The organism is Pseudomonas sp. W5-36, from assembly GCF_046540455.1.
In the GTDB taxonomy this organism is placed as follows: domain Bacteria; phylum Pseudomonadota; class Gammaproteobacteria; order Pseudomonadales; family Pseudomonadaceae; genus Aquipseudomonas; species Aquipseudomonas graminis_B.
This window is the reverse complement of sequence record NZ_JAXCIQ010000018.1, coordinates 60693-77838: the sequence shown is the minus strand read 5'-3', so window position 1 is coordinate 77838 and position 17146 is coordinate 60693. Positions and strand designations below refer to the sequence as shown.

Here is a 17146-nt window from a genome sequence, read left to right as displayed (position 1 = left end):
GATATGAGCTTGAATCCGAGAGACGTCGTGATTGTCGACTTCGGTCGCACACCGATGGGCCGCTCCAAGGGTGGCATGCACCGCAATACCCGCGCCGAAGACATGTCGGCGCACCTGATCAGCAAATTGCTGGAACGCAACAACAAGGTTGACCCGGCGGAAGTCGAGGACGTGATCTGGGGCTGCGTCAACCAGACCCTGGAGCAGGGCTGGAACATCGCGCGCTTGGCGTCGCTGATGACCCAGATTCCGCACACCTCCGCAGCACAGACGGTCAGCCGTCTGTGTGGTTCGTCCATGAGCGCGCTGCACACGGCGGCGCAGGCCATCATGAGCAACAACGGTGACGTCTTCGTCATCGGCGGTGTCGAGCACATGGGCCACGTCGGCATGATGCACGGTGTCGACCCGAACCCGCACATGTCGCTGTACGCCGCCAAAGCCTCCGGCATGATGGGCCTGACCGCCGAAATGCTGGGCAAGATGCACGGCATCACCCGTGAGGCGCAGGATGCGTTCGGTGTGCGTTCCCACAGACTCGCGCAGAAGGCCACGCTGGAAGGGAAATTCAAGGACGAAATCATCCCGATGCAGGGCTACGACGAGAACGGTTTCCTGAAGATGTTCGACTACGACGAGACCATTCGTCCGGAGACGACGCTGGAAAGCCTGGCGGCCCTCAAGCCTGCGTTCAACCCGAAAGGCGGTACGGTCACGGCCGGCACCTCGTCACAAATCACCGACGGTGCGTCGTGCATGATCGTGATGTCCGGCCAGCGCGCCATGGACCTCGGCATCCAGCCCCTGGCGGTGATCCGCTCCATGGCAGTGGCCGGTGTCGACCCCGCAATCATGGGTTACGGACCGGTTCCGGCGACTCAGAAAGCGCTCAAGCGCGCGGGGCTGAGCATCGCTGATATCGACTACTTCGAGCTCAACGAAGCGTTCGCTGCACAGGCCCTGCCGGTGCTGAAAGATCTGAAAGTGCTCGACAAGATGGACGAGAAGGTTAACCTGCACGGCGGCGCCATTGCCTTGGGTCACCCGTTCGGTTGCTCGGGGGCGCGGATTTCCGGCACCTTGCTCAACGTGATGAAGCAGAATGGCGGCACCCTGGGTGTTGCCACCATGTGCATCGGTCTGGGTCAGGGCATCACCACCGTATTCGAACGCGTCTAAACGGTGTCAGTGTGCGAGCCGGGGCCTGGTGCCCCGGCTTTTGTTTTTTTCCGGAAATGTATTTTCGCCATTTTTTTTCTTGTCACACCCGAGGTTCCCCGCATGCCGCTACAGCCAGGTCTCTACCGTCACTACAAAGGCCCTGAATACCGTGTTATCGGTGTCGCGCGGCATTCGGAGACCGAAGAAGAAGTGGTGTGCTATCAGGCGCTGTACGGCGAATACGGCCTGTGGGTACGCCCTTTGAGCATGTTTCTGCAGTCAGTTGAGGTTGACGGCGAGCAAGTGCCGCGCTTTGCTTTGGTCCAGGCCGAACCGGATCTTTTTCCCCGGCCCTGAGGCGGGACCTCGCAGCAGCCATTGCTTGACCTCACCTTTCAGCCACTATATATAGCGGGGCCTCGACGGCTCTGACGTCTTTTTTCTCGCATTAGGAATTTTCCGATCCATGGGCAAATCGCTGGTCATTGTGGAATCCCCGGCTAAGGCCAAGACCATCAACAAGTACCTGGGCAACCAGTACGTGGTGAAGTCGAGTATCGGCCATATCCGAGACCTGCCCACCAGCGGTTCGGCTAGCGCCTCCAAAGAGCCTGCTGCCAAGCGCGGCAAGGCCGTGGCCGAAGCGCCCGTCCTGTCGGCCAAGGAAAAGGCCAAGCGCCAGCTCGTGGCGCGCATGGGTGTCGATCCGGATCACGGCTGGAAGGCCAAGTACGAAATCCTTCCCGGCAAAGAGAAGGTGATCGACGAATTGCGCCGCCTGGCCAAAGACGCCGACACCATCTATCTCGCGACGGACTTGGACCGCGAAGGGGAAGCCATTGCCTGGCACCTGCGCGAAGCCATCGGCGGCGACGATTCGCGCTACAAGCGTGTGGTCTTCAACGAGATCACCAAAAAAGCCATTCAGGAAGCCTTCTCCAAACCGGGCGAGCTCGATATCGACCGCGTGAATGCCCAGCAGGCACGCCGTTTCCTCGACCGCGTCGTCGGTTACATGGTGTCGCCGCTGCTGTGGCAGAAGATCGCTCGCGGTCTGTCGGCCGGCCGAGTGCAGTCCGTGGCAGTGAAACTGGTGGTGGAGCGCGAGCGTGAAATCCGTGCGTTCAACCCGGAAGAGTACTGGGAGATCCACGCAGACCTCGGCACCGCCAAGGGCGCCAACGTTCGCTTCGAAGTCGCTCGCGAGAAAGGCGAAGCCTTCAAGCCGCTGAATGAAGCGACCGCCATGGCGGCGCTGGAGAAGCTCAAGGCCTCGGCCTACAGCATCAGCAAGCGTGAGGACAAACCGACCAGCAGCAAGCCGTCGGCGCCCTTCATCACGTCCACGCTGCAACAGGCTGCGAGCAACCGCCTGGGCTACGGCGTTAAGAAAACCATGATGATGGCCCAGCGTCTGTACGAAGCCGGTTACATCACCTACATGCGTACGGACTCGACCAACCTGTCGGCTGACGCTGTGGCCATGGCCCGCACCTACATCGAAACCGAGTTCGGCAAGAAGTACCTGCCGGAATCGCCGATCGTCTACAGCAGCAAGGAAGGCGCGCAAGAGGCTCACGAAGCGATTCGTCCCTCCGACGTCAACACGCACCCGAGCAAGCTGACCGGCATGGAGCGCGACGCCGAGCGTCTGTACGAGCTGATCTGGCGCCAGTTCGTGGCCTGCCAGATGCCGCCTGCGCAATACCTGTCGACCACTGTCAGCGTCGCGGCCGGCGATTTCGAGCTCCGCGCCAAGGGCCGCATCCTGAAGTTCGACGGCTACACCCGCGTGCTGCCGCAAATGAGCAAGCCGGGCGATGATGACGTACTGCCGGACATGGCCCAGGGCGACAAGCTGAAGCTGATCAAGCTCGACCCGAGCCAGCATTTCACCAAGCCGCCTGCGCGTTACTCGGAAGCGAGCCTGGTCAAGGAAATGGAAAAACGCGGCATCGGTCGTCCATCGACCTATGCGGCGATCATTTCGACGATTCAGGACCGTGGTTACGTGGCCCTGCACAACCGTCGTTTCTATTCCGAAAAGATGGGCGATATCGTCACCGAGCGTTTGTCCGAAAGCTTCTCGAACCTGATGGACTACGGCTTTACCGCCGGCATGGAAGAAAACCTCGACGACGTGGCCCACGGGCAGCGCGACTGGAAGAACGTCCTCGACGAGTTCTACGGTGACTTCAAGAAGAAACTCGAAGTGGCCGAAGCACCCGACAGCGGCATGCGCGCCAACCAGCCGGTGATGACTGACATCCCGTGCAAGGTCTGCGGCCGCCCGATGCAGATTCGTACCGCGTCCACCGGCGTGTTCCTCGGCTGCTCGGGCTACAGCCTGCCGCCGAAAGAGCGCTGCAAGGCCACGGTCAACCTCACGCCGGGCGACGAAATCGCCGACGACGATGAGGGCGAGTCCGAATCCCGCGTACTGCGTGGCAAGCATCGCTGCCCGATCTGCAGCACCGCGATGGATGCGTACCTGCTAGATGAGAAGCACAAGCTGCACATCTGCGGCAACAACCCGGATTGCTCGGGTTACGAGATCGAAGAGGGCACGTACCGCATCAAGGGCTACGAGGGCCCGAGCGTCGAGTGCGACAAGTGCGGCGGCGAAATGCAGCTCAAGACCGGCCGTTTCGGCAAGTTCTTCGGCTGCACCAACTGCAAGAACACCCGCAAGCTGCTGAAAAGCGGTGAAGCCGCACCGCCGAAGATGGACCCGGTGAAGATGCCGGAGCTCAAGTGCGACAAGGTCGACGACACCTACATCCTGCGCGATGGTGCTTCCGGGTTGTTCCTGGCGGCCAGCCAGTTCCCGAAAAACCGCGAGACCCGTGCACCCCTAGTCATGGAAATTGCGCCGCACAAGGACGAGATCGATCCTAAGTACCACTTCTTGTGCGAAGCGCCGAAGAAGGATCCCGATGGTCGTCCGGCGGTGATCCGCTACAGCCGCAAATCCAAGGAGCAGTACGTGCAGACCGAAGTGGAGGGCAAGCCTACTGGCTGGCGTGCTTTTTACGACGGCGGCAAGTGGAAGGTCGAGGACAAGCGTTGATCGTTTGATCTCGATCCGACTGGTCAGCCCCGACGCTTTGCGTTAAAAGAATCCCTCGGCGTGCTCTTGCGCTCCGAGGGATTTTTTTGTCTGCGGTTGACCGGCCGCAGGCGCGTTGCGATCCACTCATCTCTACAGAGGCCGCTGTCATGGCTCACGAACTCTATACCCGCACCAATCAGAAGATTTTCTTTGCAGGTCTCGCCCTGGAAGCGATGGCGAAGGCCAGAGACAGTCGCGCCATGAACGCCCAGGGGCTTGAGCAGGCCGAGCGTGAGTCCGCGATCTTTCATTTGTATGGTGCGTTGCTGGGGCTGTGCCATGAAATCGCCGGCTACTACCGGCTGCCGCAGGCCAGTACGCCGCGTGCCGAGGACCTGCTGTCACCGAAGGTACTGGAAGCCATCGCCATTCCGGAAATGGGCGAATTGGTGGAGCTCGCCCACAACCGCGAAACGTGGCTGGCGCAGTTGCTGGCTTCGTACCGTGCGCTGTTTATGCCGCCCAGCGCGCCGCGGAAGCCGAAAGGCGATGTCACGCAGCCTTTGATCATTTCAGTGGGCGCCGAAGAAGAGCCTGAGCAGCCATTGACGCGGGAAGAGATGGAGATCTGGCGTCAGCAGATCAAAAGCCTGGCCATCCGGTTCAGAGAAGGCCTGAGCGAGTGCTGATACGGAGTGATCGATGGGCTAGGGGCTGAGTCGTCTGGCTGTTACAATGCCGGCCTTTCGTGGAGAACTGCTCTGATGCCAACTTCGTTTCTGGAAATTGTTGAACTGCCTGACGGCCGCATCGAACTGCGCCGCGCTGAAGACGAAGGGTCCCTCGTCACGCTGAATTTCTCCGAAGACGCCAAGGCGTTTTTGCAGGGTCAACACGTTGAGGTCGCCAAGGCGATGCTCAGCGTGGGTGTGCAGATGGCAGGTCGGCTGGCCGAAGGTGAGTTGACCAAGGATGAAGACGGGCCGCGCGTCCTGCATTGATCCTCGGAATCTGCCGGTCGCTCACACGCTATCCCGCTTCTCGATCCTCAAGAAGCGCCCACATGCTCTAAATACCCTGAATAGTGCTGCCGACGTGATCAGCCCAGCCGAATGTTGAGGCTCTGCGCGTCGCCGATACGTGCTGCGCTTGCCAGTTGCTGGCGCGCATTGCCCGAGATCGGATTGATCCAGCTGACCACCGTATGGCTGCGGCCCAAGCGCAAGACTTCACGGGTCAGTTCCAGCGCACTCTGGGTTCCTCGCGGGTGCATCAGAATAATACGTTCCCGATTCAAACCGGCGTCACGCAGCCAAGCCTGGGTCACACTGGCAGGCGGTGCCACCAGCGTCAGCCAGCGATCATTGGTGTCTTGGCTCAGCTCACGCAGAATCGGCGCCAGCAAGTTGAGGCAGTTCCCGGCAGCGCCGCGCAAAGACAGTTCACTGAAGACTTCCGGCTCGTTGCTCCAGGGCGACTCGGCAATCTCTGCCAGCGTCGGGACCTGCAGCAGCGGGACGTCGAGCATGGGCAGGCCGGGCGCCATGAATGCTTCGAACAGTGGCAGTTGTGCATGTTGTTGCGGTGTCTGTGGGAGCTGCATCTACGTTCTCCTTATCGACGTATCACGCCGACGCTCAAGCCTTCAATGACAAGATCCTGATCTTTGAGATTCACTTCGATCGGTGCGAAGTCGGCGTTCTCGGCCAGCAGCCAGACCTTGTTGCCCTCACGCTTGAAGCGTTTGACCGTGACTTCGTCGCCGATTCGCGCCACTACGATCTGGCCGTTGCGCGCTTCGCGGGTGGTGTGGACGGCCAGCAGGTCGCCGTCGAGAATGCCGACGTCTTTCATGCTCATCCCGTGTACCCGCAGCAGGTAATCTGCACTCGGGTGAAAGAAGGCCGGGTTGATGGCGAGGGATTCTTCGATGTGTTGCTGGGCCAGGATCGGCGCACCCGCTGCGACGCGGCCAATGATCGGCAGGCCGCTGTCATCGGGTTTGGCTTCGAAGCCGGGAATGCGAATACCGCGGGAAGCGCCCGGGGTCATTTCGATGGCGCCTTTGCGCGCGAGTGCTTTCAAGTGCTCTTCGGCAGCGTTGGGCGATTTGAAGCCCAGCTCCTGAGCGATCTCGGCGCGGGTCGGCGGGTAGCCGTTGTCTTCCAGGCAGCGCTTGATGAAGTCCAGAATCTCGGCTTGGCGTGACGTCAGTTTGATCATGTGCATCGCTCTGGCTTTTTATACAGTGACTGGGATTATATACAGTGCTTGGGTCTTGGCAATGATCCTTTTCGCGACGTCTGTAATCACCCCGTGCCATGAATGGCTACAGGCCCCGGTTTGTATGGTTAAATGCCCGTGACTGACCGGACGGAAAGCGACGCTCAGGGTTGACAGTGCCGTGTATGAAACGTATGTTTCAAACACGTGTTTGTCAGGCGTTGAACCATGGCTCAGTCGGAAACAGTTGAACGAATTCTCGATGCAGCGGAGCAGCTGTTTGCCGAGAAGGGTTTTGCCGAAACCTCGTTGCGGCTCATCACCAGCAAGGCGTCAGTCAATCTGGCAGCGGTGAACTACCACTTCGGTTCAAAGAAGGCCCTCATCCAGGCGGTATTCTCCCGCTTCCTCGGGCCGTTCTGCGTCAGTCTCGACCGCGAGCTGGAACGCCGTCAGGCCAAGCCTGAACACAAACCCACCCTTGAAGAGTTGCTGGAGATCCTCGTCGAACAAGCGCTGGTGGTTCAGCCGCGCAGCAACAACGACCTGTCCATCTTCATGCGCCTGCTGGGTCTCGCGTTCAGTCAGAGCCAGGGCCACTTGCGTCGTTACCTCGAAGACATGTACGGCAAGGTGTTCCGTCGTTACATGCTGCTGGTCAATGAAGCCGCACCGCGCATTCCCCCCATCGAGCTGTTCTGGCGGGTCCACTTCATGCTGGGCGCTGCCGCGTTCAGCATGTCCGGTATCAAAGCACTGCGGGCCATCGCCGAGACCGATTTCGGCGTCAACACGTCCATCGAGCAGGTCATGCGCCTCATGGTGCCGTTTCTGGCGGCCGGCATGCGCGCCGAATCGGGCGTCACCGACAACGCCATGCTTACCGCGCAACTGCGCCCCCGGACCAAAACCCCGACACCGGTGCCTGCCAAGGTCTGAGGCCCGTCACCGGCTGGCGGTGGCGGAATTTGCATCACATCCTTCGATCCCTCACCATGCCGGCCTGAGCATTGGTAGTTGAAGGATCTTCCTATGAGTTCTGGCCTGCAAGGCTCCCTGATGGTGGATGTCGCCGGTACCTGGCTGACCTCCGAAGACCGTCAGTTTCTGCGTCAGCCCGAAGTGGGCGGCCTGATCATTTTCGCGCGCAACATCGAAAGTCCACGGCAGGTCCGTGAACTCTGCGCGTCCATTCGTGCCATTCGTCCCGAATTGCTGCTCGCTGTCGATCAAGAGGGCGGACGGGTGCAGCGCTTGCGCCAGGGGTTTGTGCGACTGCCGCCGATGCGCGCCATTGCGGCTCATCCGGATGCCGACAGCCTCGCCGAGCATTGCGGCTGGCTGATGGCAACCGAAGTGCTGGCGGTGGGGCTGGACCTCAGCTTTGCGCCGGTGCTGGATCTGGACTATCAACGCAGTGCGGTGGTCGGCACCCGGTCATTCGAAGGCGACCCCGAGCGGGCTGCCATGCTGGCGGGCGCTTTTATCCGTGGCATGAACGCGGCGGGCATGGCCGCCACGGGCAAGCATTTTCCCGGGCATGGCTGGGCCGAGGCTGACTCTCACGTGGCCATCCCCCATGACGAGCGCAGTCTGGAAACCATCCGCGCCAATGACCTGGTGCCCTTTCAGCGCTTGAGCAAACACCTGGCCGCAGTCATGCCTGCCCACGTGATCTATCCCCAGGTCGATTCGCAACCGGCGGGCTTTTCCCGCCGCTGGCTGCAGGACATCCTGCGTGGCGAGCTGGGCTTCGATGGCGTGATCTTCAGCGATGACCTGTCGATGGCCGGCGCCCATGTTGTCGGTGACGCTGCCAGCCGCATCGAGGCAGCGCTTGGCGCAGGCTGTGACATGGGATTGGTCTGTAACGACCGGGCGGCGGCTGAGCTCGCGTTGAGCGCGGCGCAGCGCTTGAAGGTTTCGGCTCCTGCGGCGCGACTTGACCGGATGCGCGGCCAGGGCGTGGCGTCCACCGAATATCGGCAGCACCCTCGCTGGCTGGCGGCGCTGAGTGCCCTGCGCGCTGCTCAACTGATCGAATAAGGAATCCCCATGACTGTTTACGCAATTATCGGCGGCACCGGCCTGACCCAGCTTGACGGGCTGACGATTCGTCAGTCCCTGTCAGTGAATACCCCGTACGGCGCGCCGTCGGGCGATATCCATCTGGGCGAATACGCCGGCCGCGAGGTGATGTTTCTGGCGCGTCACGGGCACCCGCACCGCTTTCCGCCGCACAAGGTCAACTACCGCGCCAACATCTGTGCCCTGAAGCAGGCCGGGGCCGAGGCGATTCTGGCGGTCAATGCTGTCGGCGGGATTCATCCCGACATGGGCACCGGCCATTTCTGCGTGCCCCATGATCTGGTGGACTACACCAGCGGTCGCGAACATACGTTCTTTGCCGATGACCTGGAGCACGTGACCCACATCGATTTCAGCTTCCCCTACAGCGCGCCACTGCGGGCTCGACTGATTGCAGCACTGGCCGCTGAAGGGTGCGCCCATAGCGACTTCGGCGTGTACGCCTGCACCCAGGGCCCGCGCCTGGAATCCGTGGCCGAGATCGCGCGTCTGGAGCGCGACGGCTGTGACATCGTTGGCATGACCGGCATGCCGGAAGCGGCCTTGGCCCGTGAGCTCGAGCTGGAATACGCCTGCCTGGCGCTGGTGGTGAATCCGGCCGCCGGCAAGTCGGCAGCGGTCATTACGATGGCGGAAATCGAGCAGGCGCTGCACGACGGGATTGGCAAGGTCAAGGCCACACTGGCAAGGGTACTCAGCGCCGCTTGAAGCAGGCTGTTGTCGGGATGGACAGGATTTTTTTTAGAAAGCTGGCTAGGCTGGAGAGGGCAATAAAGTCAACGCCATTTCGTTGAAAAAGTTGTCCACGGAAAGCGTGAATATCTCTGTGGATAAGTTTCTGTAAGCCTGTAGTTGCAAGGCTTTAGCTGCAATGGTCGTTTAATGATCAGGTTTGCTAATGGCGTCGATGGGGCGAGCTAATCGTCAGAATTCTCTTCGGATCAGGCCTGGACTGAGCGGGTTAACGCGGGGGAGGGATGGGGCGAGGGTATGCCCGGCAGCGCGCCGATAATGACGCCCTGCCAAGGCAGATTCCCGTAGGGAGCAATCAGGTGGTTCAGCGAACAGGTTAGCGGGTAAGAAGTCCTGATCAGCTGATCAGGACTCGGCCCACTCAACATCGGTCAAACCCAGTTGCTCGGCTTTTGGCTTGGTCACTTTAGGGACTCGGTCCGAGCGGTATTTTGGAATCTGACCGAACCCGGCATCCACCGAGGCCCAGTGCCAGGCCGACGCGTTGTCCATGGCTTCGGCGCTGATGTAAAAGCTTTTGTAACTGCCGTGCAGCAGATAATCGATTCTGAAATGCTTGTACTGTGCCACGCTTGCAAACCTCCCTATCAGTCACTCTCTTTGTAACTGAGTCGTCACCGCCGGGAAAATTCACTCGAAATTACCGTTCTAAGCCAAACGGTTAGCTTTAGTACAGAACGGTGAGCGAATCGTCGGCCACCCTCACAAATGGATGGCAAACCCCCGGTGTTGAGCGGTTTCAGCGGCGCCATGGCGGCATGAAGCAGGACGCGATGCGGCGGGGACGACGATGAAAGCCGTCCTGCCGCACCGTTTTTACACTCAAATGGTTACTTGTTCAGGAATTTGAACACAGTGGTCTGAGTGTAAGACTTGCCCGGGTCCAGGCGAGTGGAAGGGAAGGCTGGCTGATTGGGCGAGTCCGGGTAGTGCTGGGTTTCCAGGGTGAATGCGCCCCAGTGCGGGTAGATCTTGCCGCCTTTGCCTTTGACGGTGCCGTCGAGGAAGTTGCCCGTGTATAGCTGAACGCCGGGCTCGGTGGTGAAGAGCTGCAAACGGCGACCGGACTTCGGATCGACCACGTCCGCTGCCAGATTCGACAGCTTGCCCTTGGTGTCGAGCACCCAGTTGTGGTCGTAGCCGCCCTGCGTGGCTTCGGCGAACTTGAGCTGCACGTTGTCTTCACGGATGCGCTTGCCGAAGGCGACAGGCTTGAGGAAGTCCAGCGGTGTGCCCGCCACAGGCGCCAGCTCACCCGTCGGGATCAGCGTCTCGTTCGCCGGCGTATAGCGTGCTGCGTGCACCACGGCCACCTGGTCGAGGATGTCACCGTTGCCAGCGCCGGCCAGGTTGAAGTAGCTGTGGTTGGTAAGGTTGAGCACGGTCGGCTTGTCAGTTGTGGCGTGGTACTGAATGCGCAACTCGTTCTTGTCGTTCAGGCTGTAGGTGACTTCGGTTTTCAACGTCCCGGGGAAACCCATCTCGCCATCGACGGAGACATAGGTCAGCTTGACCCCGACCGAGCCTTTGTCCTTGACCTCTTCTGCCTTCCAGATCTGCTTGTCGAAGCCTTTCGGGCCGCCATGCAGGGAATTGGTCTTGTCGTTCAGCGGCACCTGATAGCTCTTGCCATCCAGGGAGAACTTGCCGCCGGCCAGGCGATTGCCGAAGCGGCCGATGGTGGCGCCGAAAAACGCGGTGCCTTTGACGTAGCCGTCCACGTCATCGAAGCCCAGGACCACGTCCTCAGCCTTGCCGTGCTTGTCCGGTACCAGCAGCGACTGCAGCGTGCCGCCGTAAGTGATCACGGTCGCCTGCATGCCCTGGCTGTTGCGCAGGGTGTATTTCTCGACCGGGGTGCCATCGGCGAGTTTGCCGAACGCACCGTGTTCGGTGGTCAGTCCGGCGGCGTGCACTTGCAGGGCGGCGGCCATCAGCGACAGGCCTAGGGCAGGTATGAGCGTCTTTCTCATTGCGTTGATCCTTTCTTCTTATGGGAGGTAGTTATGAGCATGTTGCCGTGGACGTTCTCGCAGGTACCGCTCAGGGCAGCATCCTTGTTGCTCACGATGCTGCTGCCCGTCGCCACCGAAGAAGGCGCAGCGACGGCTGATTGGTCATACTATTTGAGCCGGTCGGCCCTGATATTTCGAGTTATAGATCAAAAGCACTCGCTTTAAAAATAAATTGTAATACTATTTGGCGAAAGGCCGTGTCGGTTACGACCCGGGAAGGTCTAGCCCAGGATTGCCCGTCTGTACAGACGTTTGACTCCTAATCGTATGATCATTAGCCTCGATTTGCGGAACACAACGCAGACAGGGGCGGATCAATGAGCAGCAGTTTTCACGCGTCGACGGTAGACCGTCTGGGAGCCTGGATTGCTCAAGGCAATGTAACGCCGGGCCAGTCGCTGAAGGTTGAAGCGGCATTGGGTGAAGAATTCGGGGTCAGCCGTACGGTGATTCGCGAAGCCATCAAAACACTGGTGGCCAAAGGGTTGCTGGAGGTCGGGCCCAAAGTGGGTACGCGGGTCATGCCGGTACGCAGCTGGAATCTGTTCGACCCACAAGTCGTGGGCTGGTTGGCGGCCAAAGGCCTGCCCCAGAGTTTTGTGCTGGACCTGCTGGATTTGAGGCGCGCTATTGAACCGATGGCGGTGCGTTGGGCCTGCGAAAGGGCGACGCCGGAGCAGATTGCCGGGATTCACGCGGCCTATGCGCGGCTTGCAGCCAGCGTCGCGGACCCGAGTGATTACAACGCTGCGGACCAACGTTTCCATGAAGCGGTGCTGGCGGCCAGTCATAACCAGTTCATCGAGCAGATGTTGCCGGCACTGGGCGCCTTGCTGGCGATCTCGTTCGAAGTGTCGTCGGGGGTGCCCGGAGAGCTCGGCAGGACCTTGCCGCTGCATAAGGATCTGGCGGATGCCATCGCCAACCGGGATTCGGCGCGGGGTGTCTGGGCTTGCATGAGCCTGATTGAAAACGCGGGTGAAGTGATTGCGCGTTCACGGGAACAACCGCTGGCGCGCGAGTCCTGAACAGGCCAGTTTGACGTTCGACAGGTGAGCTTTTTGAGTGGCTCACGGACCTACAATAATAAGCAGGAAATTGTTCATGAAGTGGCTGCCGGTCTGTGACCAGCGTTTCAAATTGGCCGAAGGGCCGTTCTGGGATCATGCCCAGCAGGCGTTGTACTGGGTCGATATCGCCGGCTTCCGTGCGTTGCGCCTGCATGCAGGCACGCTGTCCCACTGGCAATTCAGCGAGCCGGTTTCGGCCTTCATCCCCACCACGCAAGGTGATGCGCTGGTCACCCTCGCCAGCGGCGTCCATCGTCTCGACCTTGATTCCCCGTTCCATCAGCCCGTTGTTTCTCTGCTGTGCGCAGCCGACCCGGTGCCGGGCAACCGTGCCAATGAAGCCCGTTGCGACCGGCACGGCAGACTGTGGCTGGGGACGATGCAGAACAACCTGGACGAGCAGGGCGGCGACTTGCCTATCGAGCGTCGCTCGGGCGGGCTTTACCGCGTCGACGGCGATGGCTCGGTCGCTCCTTTGGTCCAAGGTCAGGGCATCGTCAACACCCTGGTCTGGCCGGAAAACGGTTCAGCGGTGCTGACCGCCGACACCCTGGACGGCGTGATCTATCGCTACCTGATCAACGATGATCATTCCCTCGGTGAGCGGGAAGTCTGGGCCCATGAGCATGCTCGCGGCGCACCCGATGGCTCGGCCATGGACGAAGATGGGTTTGTCTGGAACGCCCGCTGGGATGGCGGTTGCCTGATCCGCTTTGCCCCCGATGGCAGCGTTGACCGGATCGTCGAACTGCCGGTCAGTCACCCGACCAGCTGCGTGTTCGGCGGGCCCGACATGACCACTTTATTTGTGACCAGCGCGCGGCCTGCGGAGGGCGCACTGGAGCTGGACGGGTCTGTGATTCAGATGGAAATCGGCGTCAAGGGCATGGCCTCACACCGCTTCGCGGGATGATCCAAACCCTGTGCTCAAGGGGTGTGACACTCGGTTACATAGGCTTCATTGATAATATGATATGACTGTTTTCAGTCGAGCGGCCTGCACTGTTTTCAGCTGTATGCCGCCCCGACACTCACTGCTGAACGCTGTAGCTAGTCAATAAAAATAAGGAGTTAGCTATGTTGAGTCGCCACGGGATTCGTTCCCTGTGCTGTGCTGCTGTTGCCACCGCCATTCTGGGCATGAGCGCCGGTGTATCCGCCGCTGACGCCGAAAAGGTCAAGATCGGTTTTCTGGTCAAGCAGGCTGAAGAGCCCTGGTTCCAGACCGAATGGCAGTTCGCCGAAAAGGCCGGTAAAGAACACGGTTTCGAAGTTATCAAAATCGCCGTTCCCGACGGTGAAAAAACCCTCTCTGCCATCGACAGCCTCGCCGCCAACGGCGCCAAAGGGTTTGTCATCTGCCCGCCTGATGTTTCCCTCGGCCCGTCCATCGTCGCCAAAGCCAAGGCCAACGGCTTGAAAGTCATGGCCGTCGATGACCGTTTCGTGGATGCCAAAGGCAAGTTCATGGAAGACGTGCCGTACCTGGGCATGGCCGCGTTCGAAGTCGGCCAGAAACAGGGCGCCGCCATGGCCGACGAAGCGAAGAATCGCAAGTGGGACTGGAAAGAAACCTACGCGATCATCAACACCTACAACGAGCTGGACACCGGCAAGAAGCGCACCGACGGTTCGGTGGATGCGTTGAAGAAAGCCGGTCTGCCTGAGGATCATATCCTCTTCGCACCACAGAAGACCCTCGATGTGCCGGGCAGCATGGATTCCACCGGCGCTGCCCTGCCCAAGCTTCCAAGCGGGGCGAAAAACCTCATTGTCGGCGGCATGAACGACAACACCGTTCTGGGTGGCGTGCGCGCCACGGCGGGGGCAGGTTTCGCACCGGCCAACGTAATCGGCATCGGTATCAATGGCACTGACGCCATCGATGAACTGAAGAAGAAGGAAAGCGGCTTCTACGGGTCGATGCTGCCAAGCCCTGACAAAGAGGGCTATAACACGGCGCTGATGGTGTACGAGTGGGTCACCACCGGCAAAGAACCGCCTAAATACACCGCCATGGATGACGTGACCCTGATTCATCGCGGCAACTTCAAGGACGTGCTGACCCCGCTCGGTTTGTACAAGTAAGCGCGGCAGTCGAGTCGGGACGCCTGGCAATCAGGCGGATATCTGCGAGGCCTCGCTCCACCCGACAAGGGTGGGGCGGGGTGGAGGTGGTTCATGCAACAGGCATCGGTTCAGCAACAGATCCAGCACGGCGGCAGCCTGCGCTTCAACGGGATCGGTAAAACCTTCCCCGGCGTGAAGGCGCTGTCGGACATCAATTTCGAAGCTCGGCCAGGCAGCGTTCACGCGCTGATGGGCGAGAACGGCGCGGGTAAATCGACGCTGCTGAAGATTCTCGGCGGCTCGTACCAGCCCAACAGCGGCGATCTGCAGATCGGCGATCAGCACCTGGCGTTTAAATCCACTGCCGACAGCATCGCGGCCGGCGTGGCGGTGATTCACCAGGAACTGCACCTGGTCCCGGAAATGTCGGTGGCGGAAAACCTGCTGCTTGGTCACATGCCCAATCGCTGGGGCATGATCAACCGTCGGGCGATGGTCCGCCGCGCGCGGGAACTGCTCAAAGGCCTGGCCGACGAGATCGACCCGAACACGCGCCTGGGTGATCTGTCCCTGGGTCAACGGCAATTGGTGGAAATCGCCAAGGCCATGTCGCGCAACGCCCACGTCATCGCGTTCGACGAACCCACCAGCAGCCTGTCGGCGCGGGAGATCGATCGTCTGATGGCGATCATCACCCGGCTGCGTGATGAAGGCCGGGTCATTCTTTACGTTTCCCACCGAATGGAAGAAATCTTCCGCGTCTGCGACGCCGTCACCGTGTTCAAAGACGGCCGCTTCGTGCGCACCTTCGAGGACATGGCCGATCTGGACCATGACCGCCTGGTGACCTGCATGGTCGGGCGCGATATTCAGGACATCTATAACTATCGGCCGCGTCAGCACCAGGGGCCGAGCCTGCGGGTGACCGGCCTGATGGGCCCGGGCTTGCAGGAGCCCGCCAGTTTTGCCGTGGAGAAGGGCGAGATCCTCGGCTTCTTTGGGCTGGTCGGTGCCGGTCGGACCGAGATGTTTCGCATGTTGTCGGGGCTGACGCGCAGTCAGGCCGGGACCTTGCAGCTGGAAGGCAAGCCGCTGAACCTGCGTTCACCCCGTGACGCCATCGACGCCGGCATTCTGCTGTGCCCGGAAGACCGCAAGAAAGAAGGCATCGTGCCGCTCTCCAGTGTCGCGGAGAACATCAACATCGGCGCGCGGCCTCGGCACCTCAGCCTGGGTTGCCTGATCCAGGGGCGCTGGGAGCGTGACAACGCCCGGCACCAGATCAAATCAATGAACGTCAAGACGCCTTCGCCCGAGCAGCAGATGCTGTTCCTGTCGGGTGGCAATCAGCAGAAGGCCATTCTGGGCCGCTGGCTGTCGATGCCAATGAAGGTGCTGCTGCTGGACGAGCCCACCCGCGGCATCGACATCGGCGCGAAATCCGAGATCTATCAGATCATCCATAACCTGGCCGCCGATGGCATCGCGGTCATCGTGGTGTCCAGCGACCTGATGGAGGTGATGGGCATTTCCGATCGCATTCTGGTCATGAGTGAAGGCGCCATCACCGGCGAATTGTCCCGGGAAGAGGCTAATGAACAGCGTCTTCTGCAACTGGCATTGCCGCGTACCCGCGGTTGAACCTGGCTATGAAAACTGGCTATGAAAAATAAGAACGAGGTGCGTATGTCTACCGAATCCAGCCTGACGGCTCCCCGCCAAGGCATGAACCTGCGTCGATTCGTCGACGACTGGGCCATGCTCATGGCCGCCCTGGGCATTTTTGTGCTCTGTGCGCTGCTGATCGACAACTTCATGTCGCCGCTGAACATGCGCGGCCTGGGCCTGGCGATCTCCACGGTCGGCATCGCCGCCTGCACCATGCTCTACTGCCTGGCGTCCGGGCATTTCGACCTGTCGGTCGGTTCGGTGCTGGCATGCTCTGGGGTCATTGCCGGGATCGTCATTCGCGACACCGACAGCGTGTTTCTCGGCGTATCGGCGGCGCTGGCCATGGGTTTGCTGGTCGGGCTGATCAACGGCATCGTCATCGCGAAGTTGCGCATCAATGCGTTGATCACCACCCTGGCGACCATGCAGATCGTGCGGGGGCTGGCCTATATCTTCTCCAACGGTAAAGCCGTGGGCGTGGGCGACGAGGCCTTCTTCGTGTTCGGTAACGGTCAGCTGTTCGGTGTGCCGGTGCCGATTCTGATCACCATCGTCTGCTTCATCTTCTTCGGCTGGCTGCTGAACTACACCACCTACGGCCGCAATACCCTGGCCATCGGCGGCAACCAGGAAGCGGCGTTGCTCGCAGGCGTTCACGTCGATCGGACCAAGATCATCATCTTCGCCGTGCACGGTTTGATTGGTGCACTGGCCGGTGTGGTGCTGGCCTCGCGCATGACCTCAGGTCAGCCAATGATCGGCCAGGGTTTCGAGCTGACGGTGATTTCCGCGTGCGTACTGGGCGGGGTTTCCCTCAGTGGCGGCATCGGCATGATTCGCCATGTCATCGCCGGGGTGCTGATTCTGGCGATTATCGAGAACGCCATGAACCTGAAGAACATCGACACCTTCTACCAATACGTGATTCGCGGCACGATCCTGCTGCTGGCAGTGATCATCGACCGGTTGAAGCGTCGCTGATTCGGAGTTTTCAGGCGTGCGTTGTGTAGGGAGAGGCCCTCCCCACACAGCGCAAGCCTGCT

General features: G+C 60.5%; 17 protein-coding genes. 13 read left to right on the top strand and 4 right to left on the bottom strand.

Annotated elements, in window-relative coordinates; translation table 11 throughout:
• Positions 1-3: 3 nt before the first annotated feature.
• The 5 genes from fadA to SLW74_RS22820 all read left to right on the top strand — a co-directional run bounded on the left by fadA (position 4) and on the right by SLW74_RS22820 (position 5214).
• A complete protein-coding gene (gene fadA, locus SLW74_RS22840) occupies positions 4-1179 on the top strand; it encodes an acetyl-CoA C-acyltransferase FadA (protein ID WP_410930204.1) in 1176 nt (391 codons plus the stop codon).
• 102 nt (positions 1180-1281) lie between these two features.
• Positions 1282-1518 (top strand): DUF1653 domain-containing protein, encoded by a 237-nt coding sequence (locus SLW74_RS22835; protein WP_065988576.1) that lies wholly within the window; start codon positions 1282-1284, stop codon positions 1516-1518.
• Positions 1519-1627: 109 nt separating this feature from the next.
• On the top strand, positions 1628-4231 hold the full coding sequence (gene topA / locus SLW74_RS22830; protein WP_410930203.1) for a type I DNA topoisomerase: 2604 nt from the start codon (positions 1628-1630) through the stop codon (positions 4229-4231).
• A 149-nt stretch (positions 4232-4380) separates the two neighbouring features.
• Positions 4381-4902, top strand: coding sequence for a DUF6586 family protein (locus tag SLW74_RS22825; protein WP_410930202.1), 522 nt, complete (start codon positions 4381-4383; stop codon positions 4900-4902).
• A gap of 75 nt (positions 4903-4977) precedes the next feature.
• Positions 4978-5214 carry a hypothetical protein gene (locus SLW74_RS22820; protein WP_065988573.1) on the top strand — a complete coding sequence of 79 codons (237 nt, stop codon included), beginning with the start codon at positions 4978-4980 and terminating at the stop codon, positions 5212-5214.
• 98 nt (positions 5215-5312) lie between these two features.
• On the opposite strand, the gene sulA is transcribed toward SLW74_RS22820, so the two are convergent.
• On the bottom strand, positions 5313-5816 hold the full coding sequence (sulA, locus tag SLW74_RS22815; protein ID WP_065988572.1) for an SOS-induced cell division inhibitor SulA: 504 nt from the start codon (positions 5814-5816) through the stop codon (positions 5313-5315).
• An 11-nt stretch (positions 5817-5827) separates the two neighbouring features.
• Positions 5828-6436: a transcriptional repressor LexA gene (lexA, locus tag SLW74_RS22810; protein ID WP_065988571.1), complete on the bottom strand. Its 609-nt coding sequence runs from the start codon at positions 6434-6436 to the stop codon at positions 5828-5830.
• 228 nt (positions 6437-6664) lie between these two features.
• Here lexA and SLW74_RS22805 point away from each other — a divergent pair, with 228 nt between their 5' ends.
• From SLW74_RS22805 to SLW74_RS22795, 3 genes are all read left to right on the top strand, one after another.
• Complete coding sequence (locus SLW74_RS22805) at positions 6665-7375, top strand: TetR/AcrR family transcriptional regulator (RefSeq protein ID WP_065988570.1); 711 nt, start codon at positions 6665-6667, stop codon at positions 7373-7375.
• 105 nt (positions 7376-7480) lie between these two features.
• A complete protein-coding gene (nagZ, locus tag SLW74_RS22800; protein ID WP_410930226.1) occupies positions 7481-8482 on the top strand; it encodes a beta-N-acetylhexosaminidase in 1002 nt (333 codons plus the stop codon).
• A gap of 9 nt (positions 8483-8491) precedes the next feature.
• Complete coding sequence (locus SLW74_RS22795; RefSeq protein ID WP_410930201.1) at positions 8492-9232, top strand: S-methyl-5'-thioinosine phosphorylase; 741 nt, start codon at positions 8492-8494, stop codon at positions 9230-9232.
• 390 nt (positions 9233-9622) lie between these two features.
• Here SLW74_RS22795 and SLW74_RS22790 read toward each other — a convergent pair whose 3' ends face one another.
• Complete coding sequence (locus tag SLW74_RS22790; RefSeq protein WP_037011182.1) at positions 9623-9847, bottom strand: DUF6555 family protein; 225 nt, start codon at positions 9845-9847, stop codon at positions 9623-9625.
• Positions 9848-10107: 260 nt separating this feature from the next.
• Positions 10108-11250, bottom strand: a complete 1143-nt coding sequence (locus SLW74_RS22785) for an aldose epimerase family protein (protein WP_410930200.1) — start codon at positions 11248-11250, stop codon at positions 10108-10110.
• Between the two features lie 359 nt (positions 11251-11609).
• Here SLW74_RS22785 and SLW74_RS22780 point away from each other — a divergent pair, with 359 nt between their 5' ends.
• From SLW74_RS22780 to araH, 5 genes are all read left to right on the top strand, one after another.
• A complete protein-coding gene (locus SLW74_RS22780) occupies positions 11610-12320 on the top strand; it encodes a FadR/GntR family transcriptional regulator (protein WP_192130186.1) in 711 nt (236 codons plus the stop codon).
• Positions 12321-12396: 76 nt separating this feature from the next.
• Positions 12397-13275, top strand: coding sequence for an SMP-30/gluconolactonase/LRE family protein (locus tag SLW74_RS22775; RefSeq protein ID WP_410930199.1), 879 nt, complete (start codon positions 12397-12399; stop codon positions 13273-13275).
• 164 nt (positions 13276-13439) lie between these two features.
• Positions 13440-14450 (top strand): substrate-binding domain-containing protein, encoded by a 1011-nt coding sequence (locus tag SLW74_RS22770; RefSeq protein WP_296306954.1) that lies wholly within the window; start codon positions 13440-13442, stop codon positions 14448-14450.
• A gap of 93 nt (positions 14451-14543) precedes the next feature.
• Complete coding sequence (gene araG / locus SLW74_RS22765) at positions 14544-16073, top strand: L-arabinose ABC transporter ATP-binding protein AraG (RefSeq protein ID WP_296306953.1); 1530 nt, start codon at positions 14544-14546, stop codon at positions 16071-16073.
• Positions 16074-16118: 45 nt separating this feature from the next.
• Positions 16119-17084, top strand: coding sequence for an L-arabinose ABC transporter permease AraH (gene araH / locus SLW74_RS22760; protein WP_065988753.1), 966 nt, complete (start codon positions 16119-16121; stop codon positions 17082-17084).
• Positions 17085-17146 lie beyond the last annotated feature (62 nt).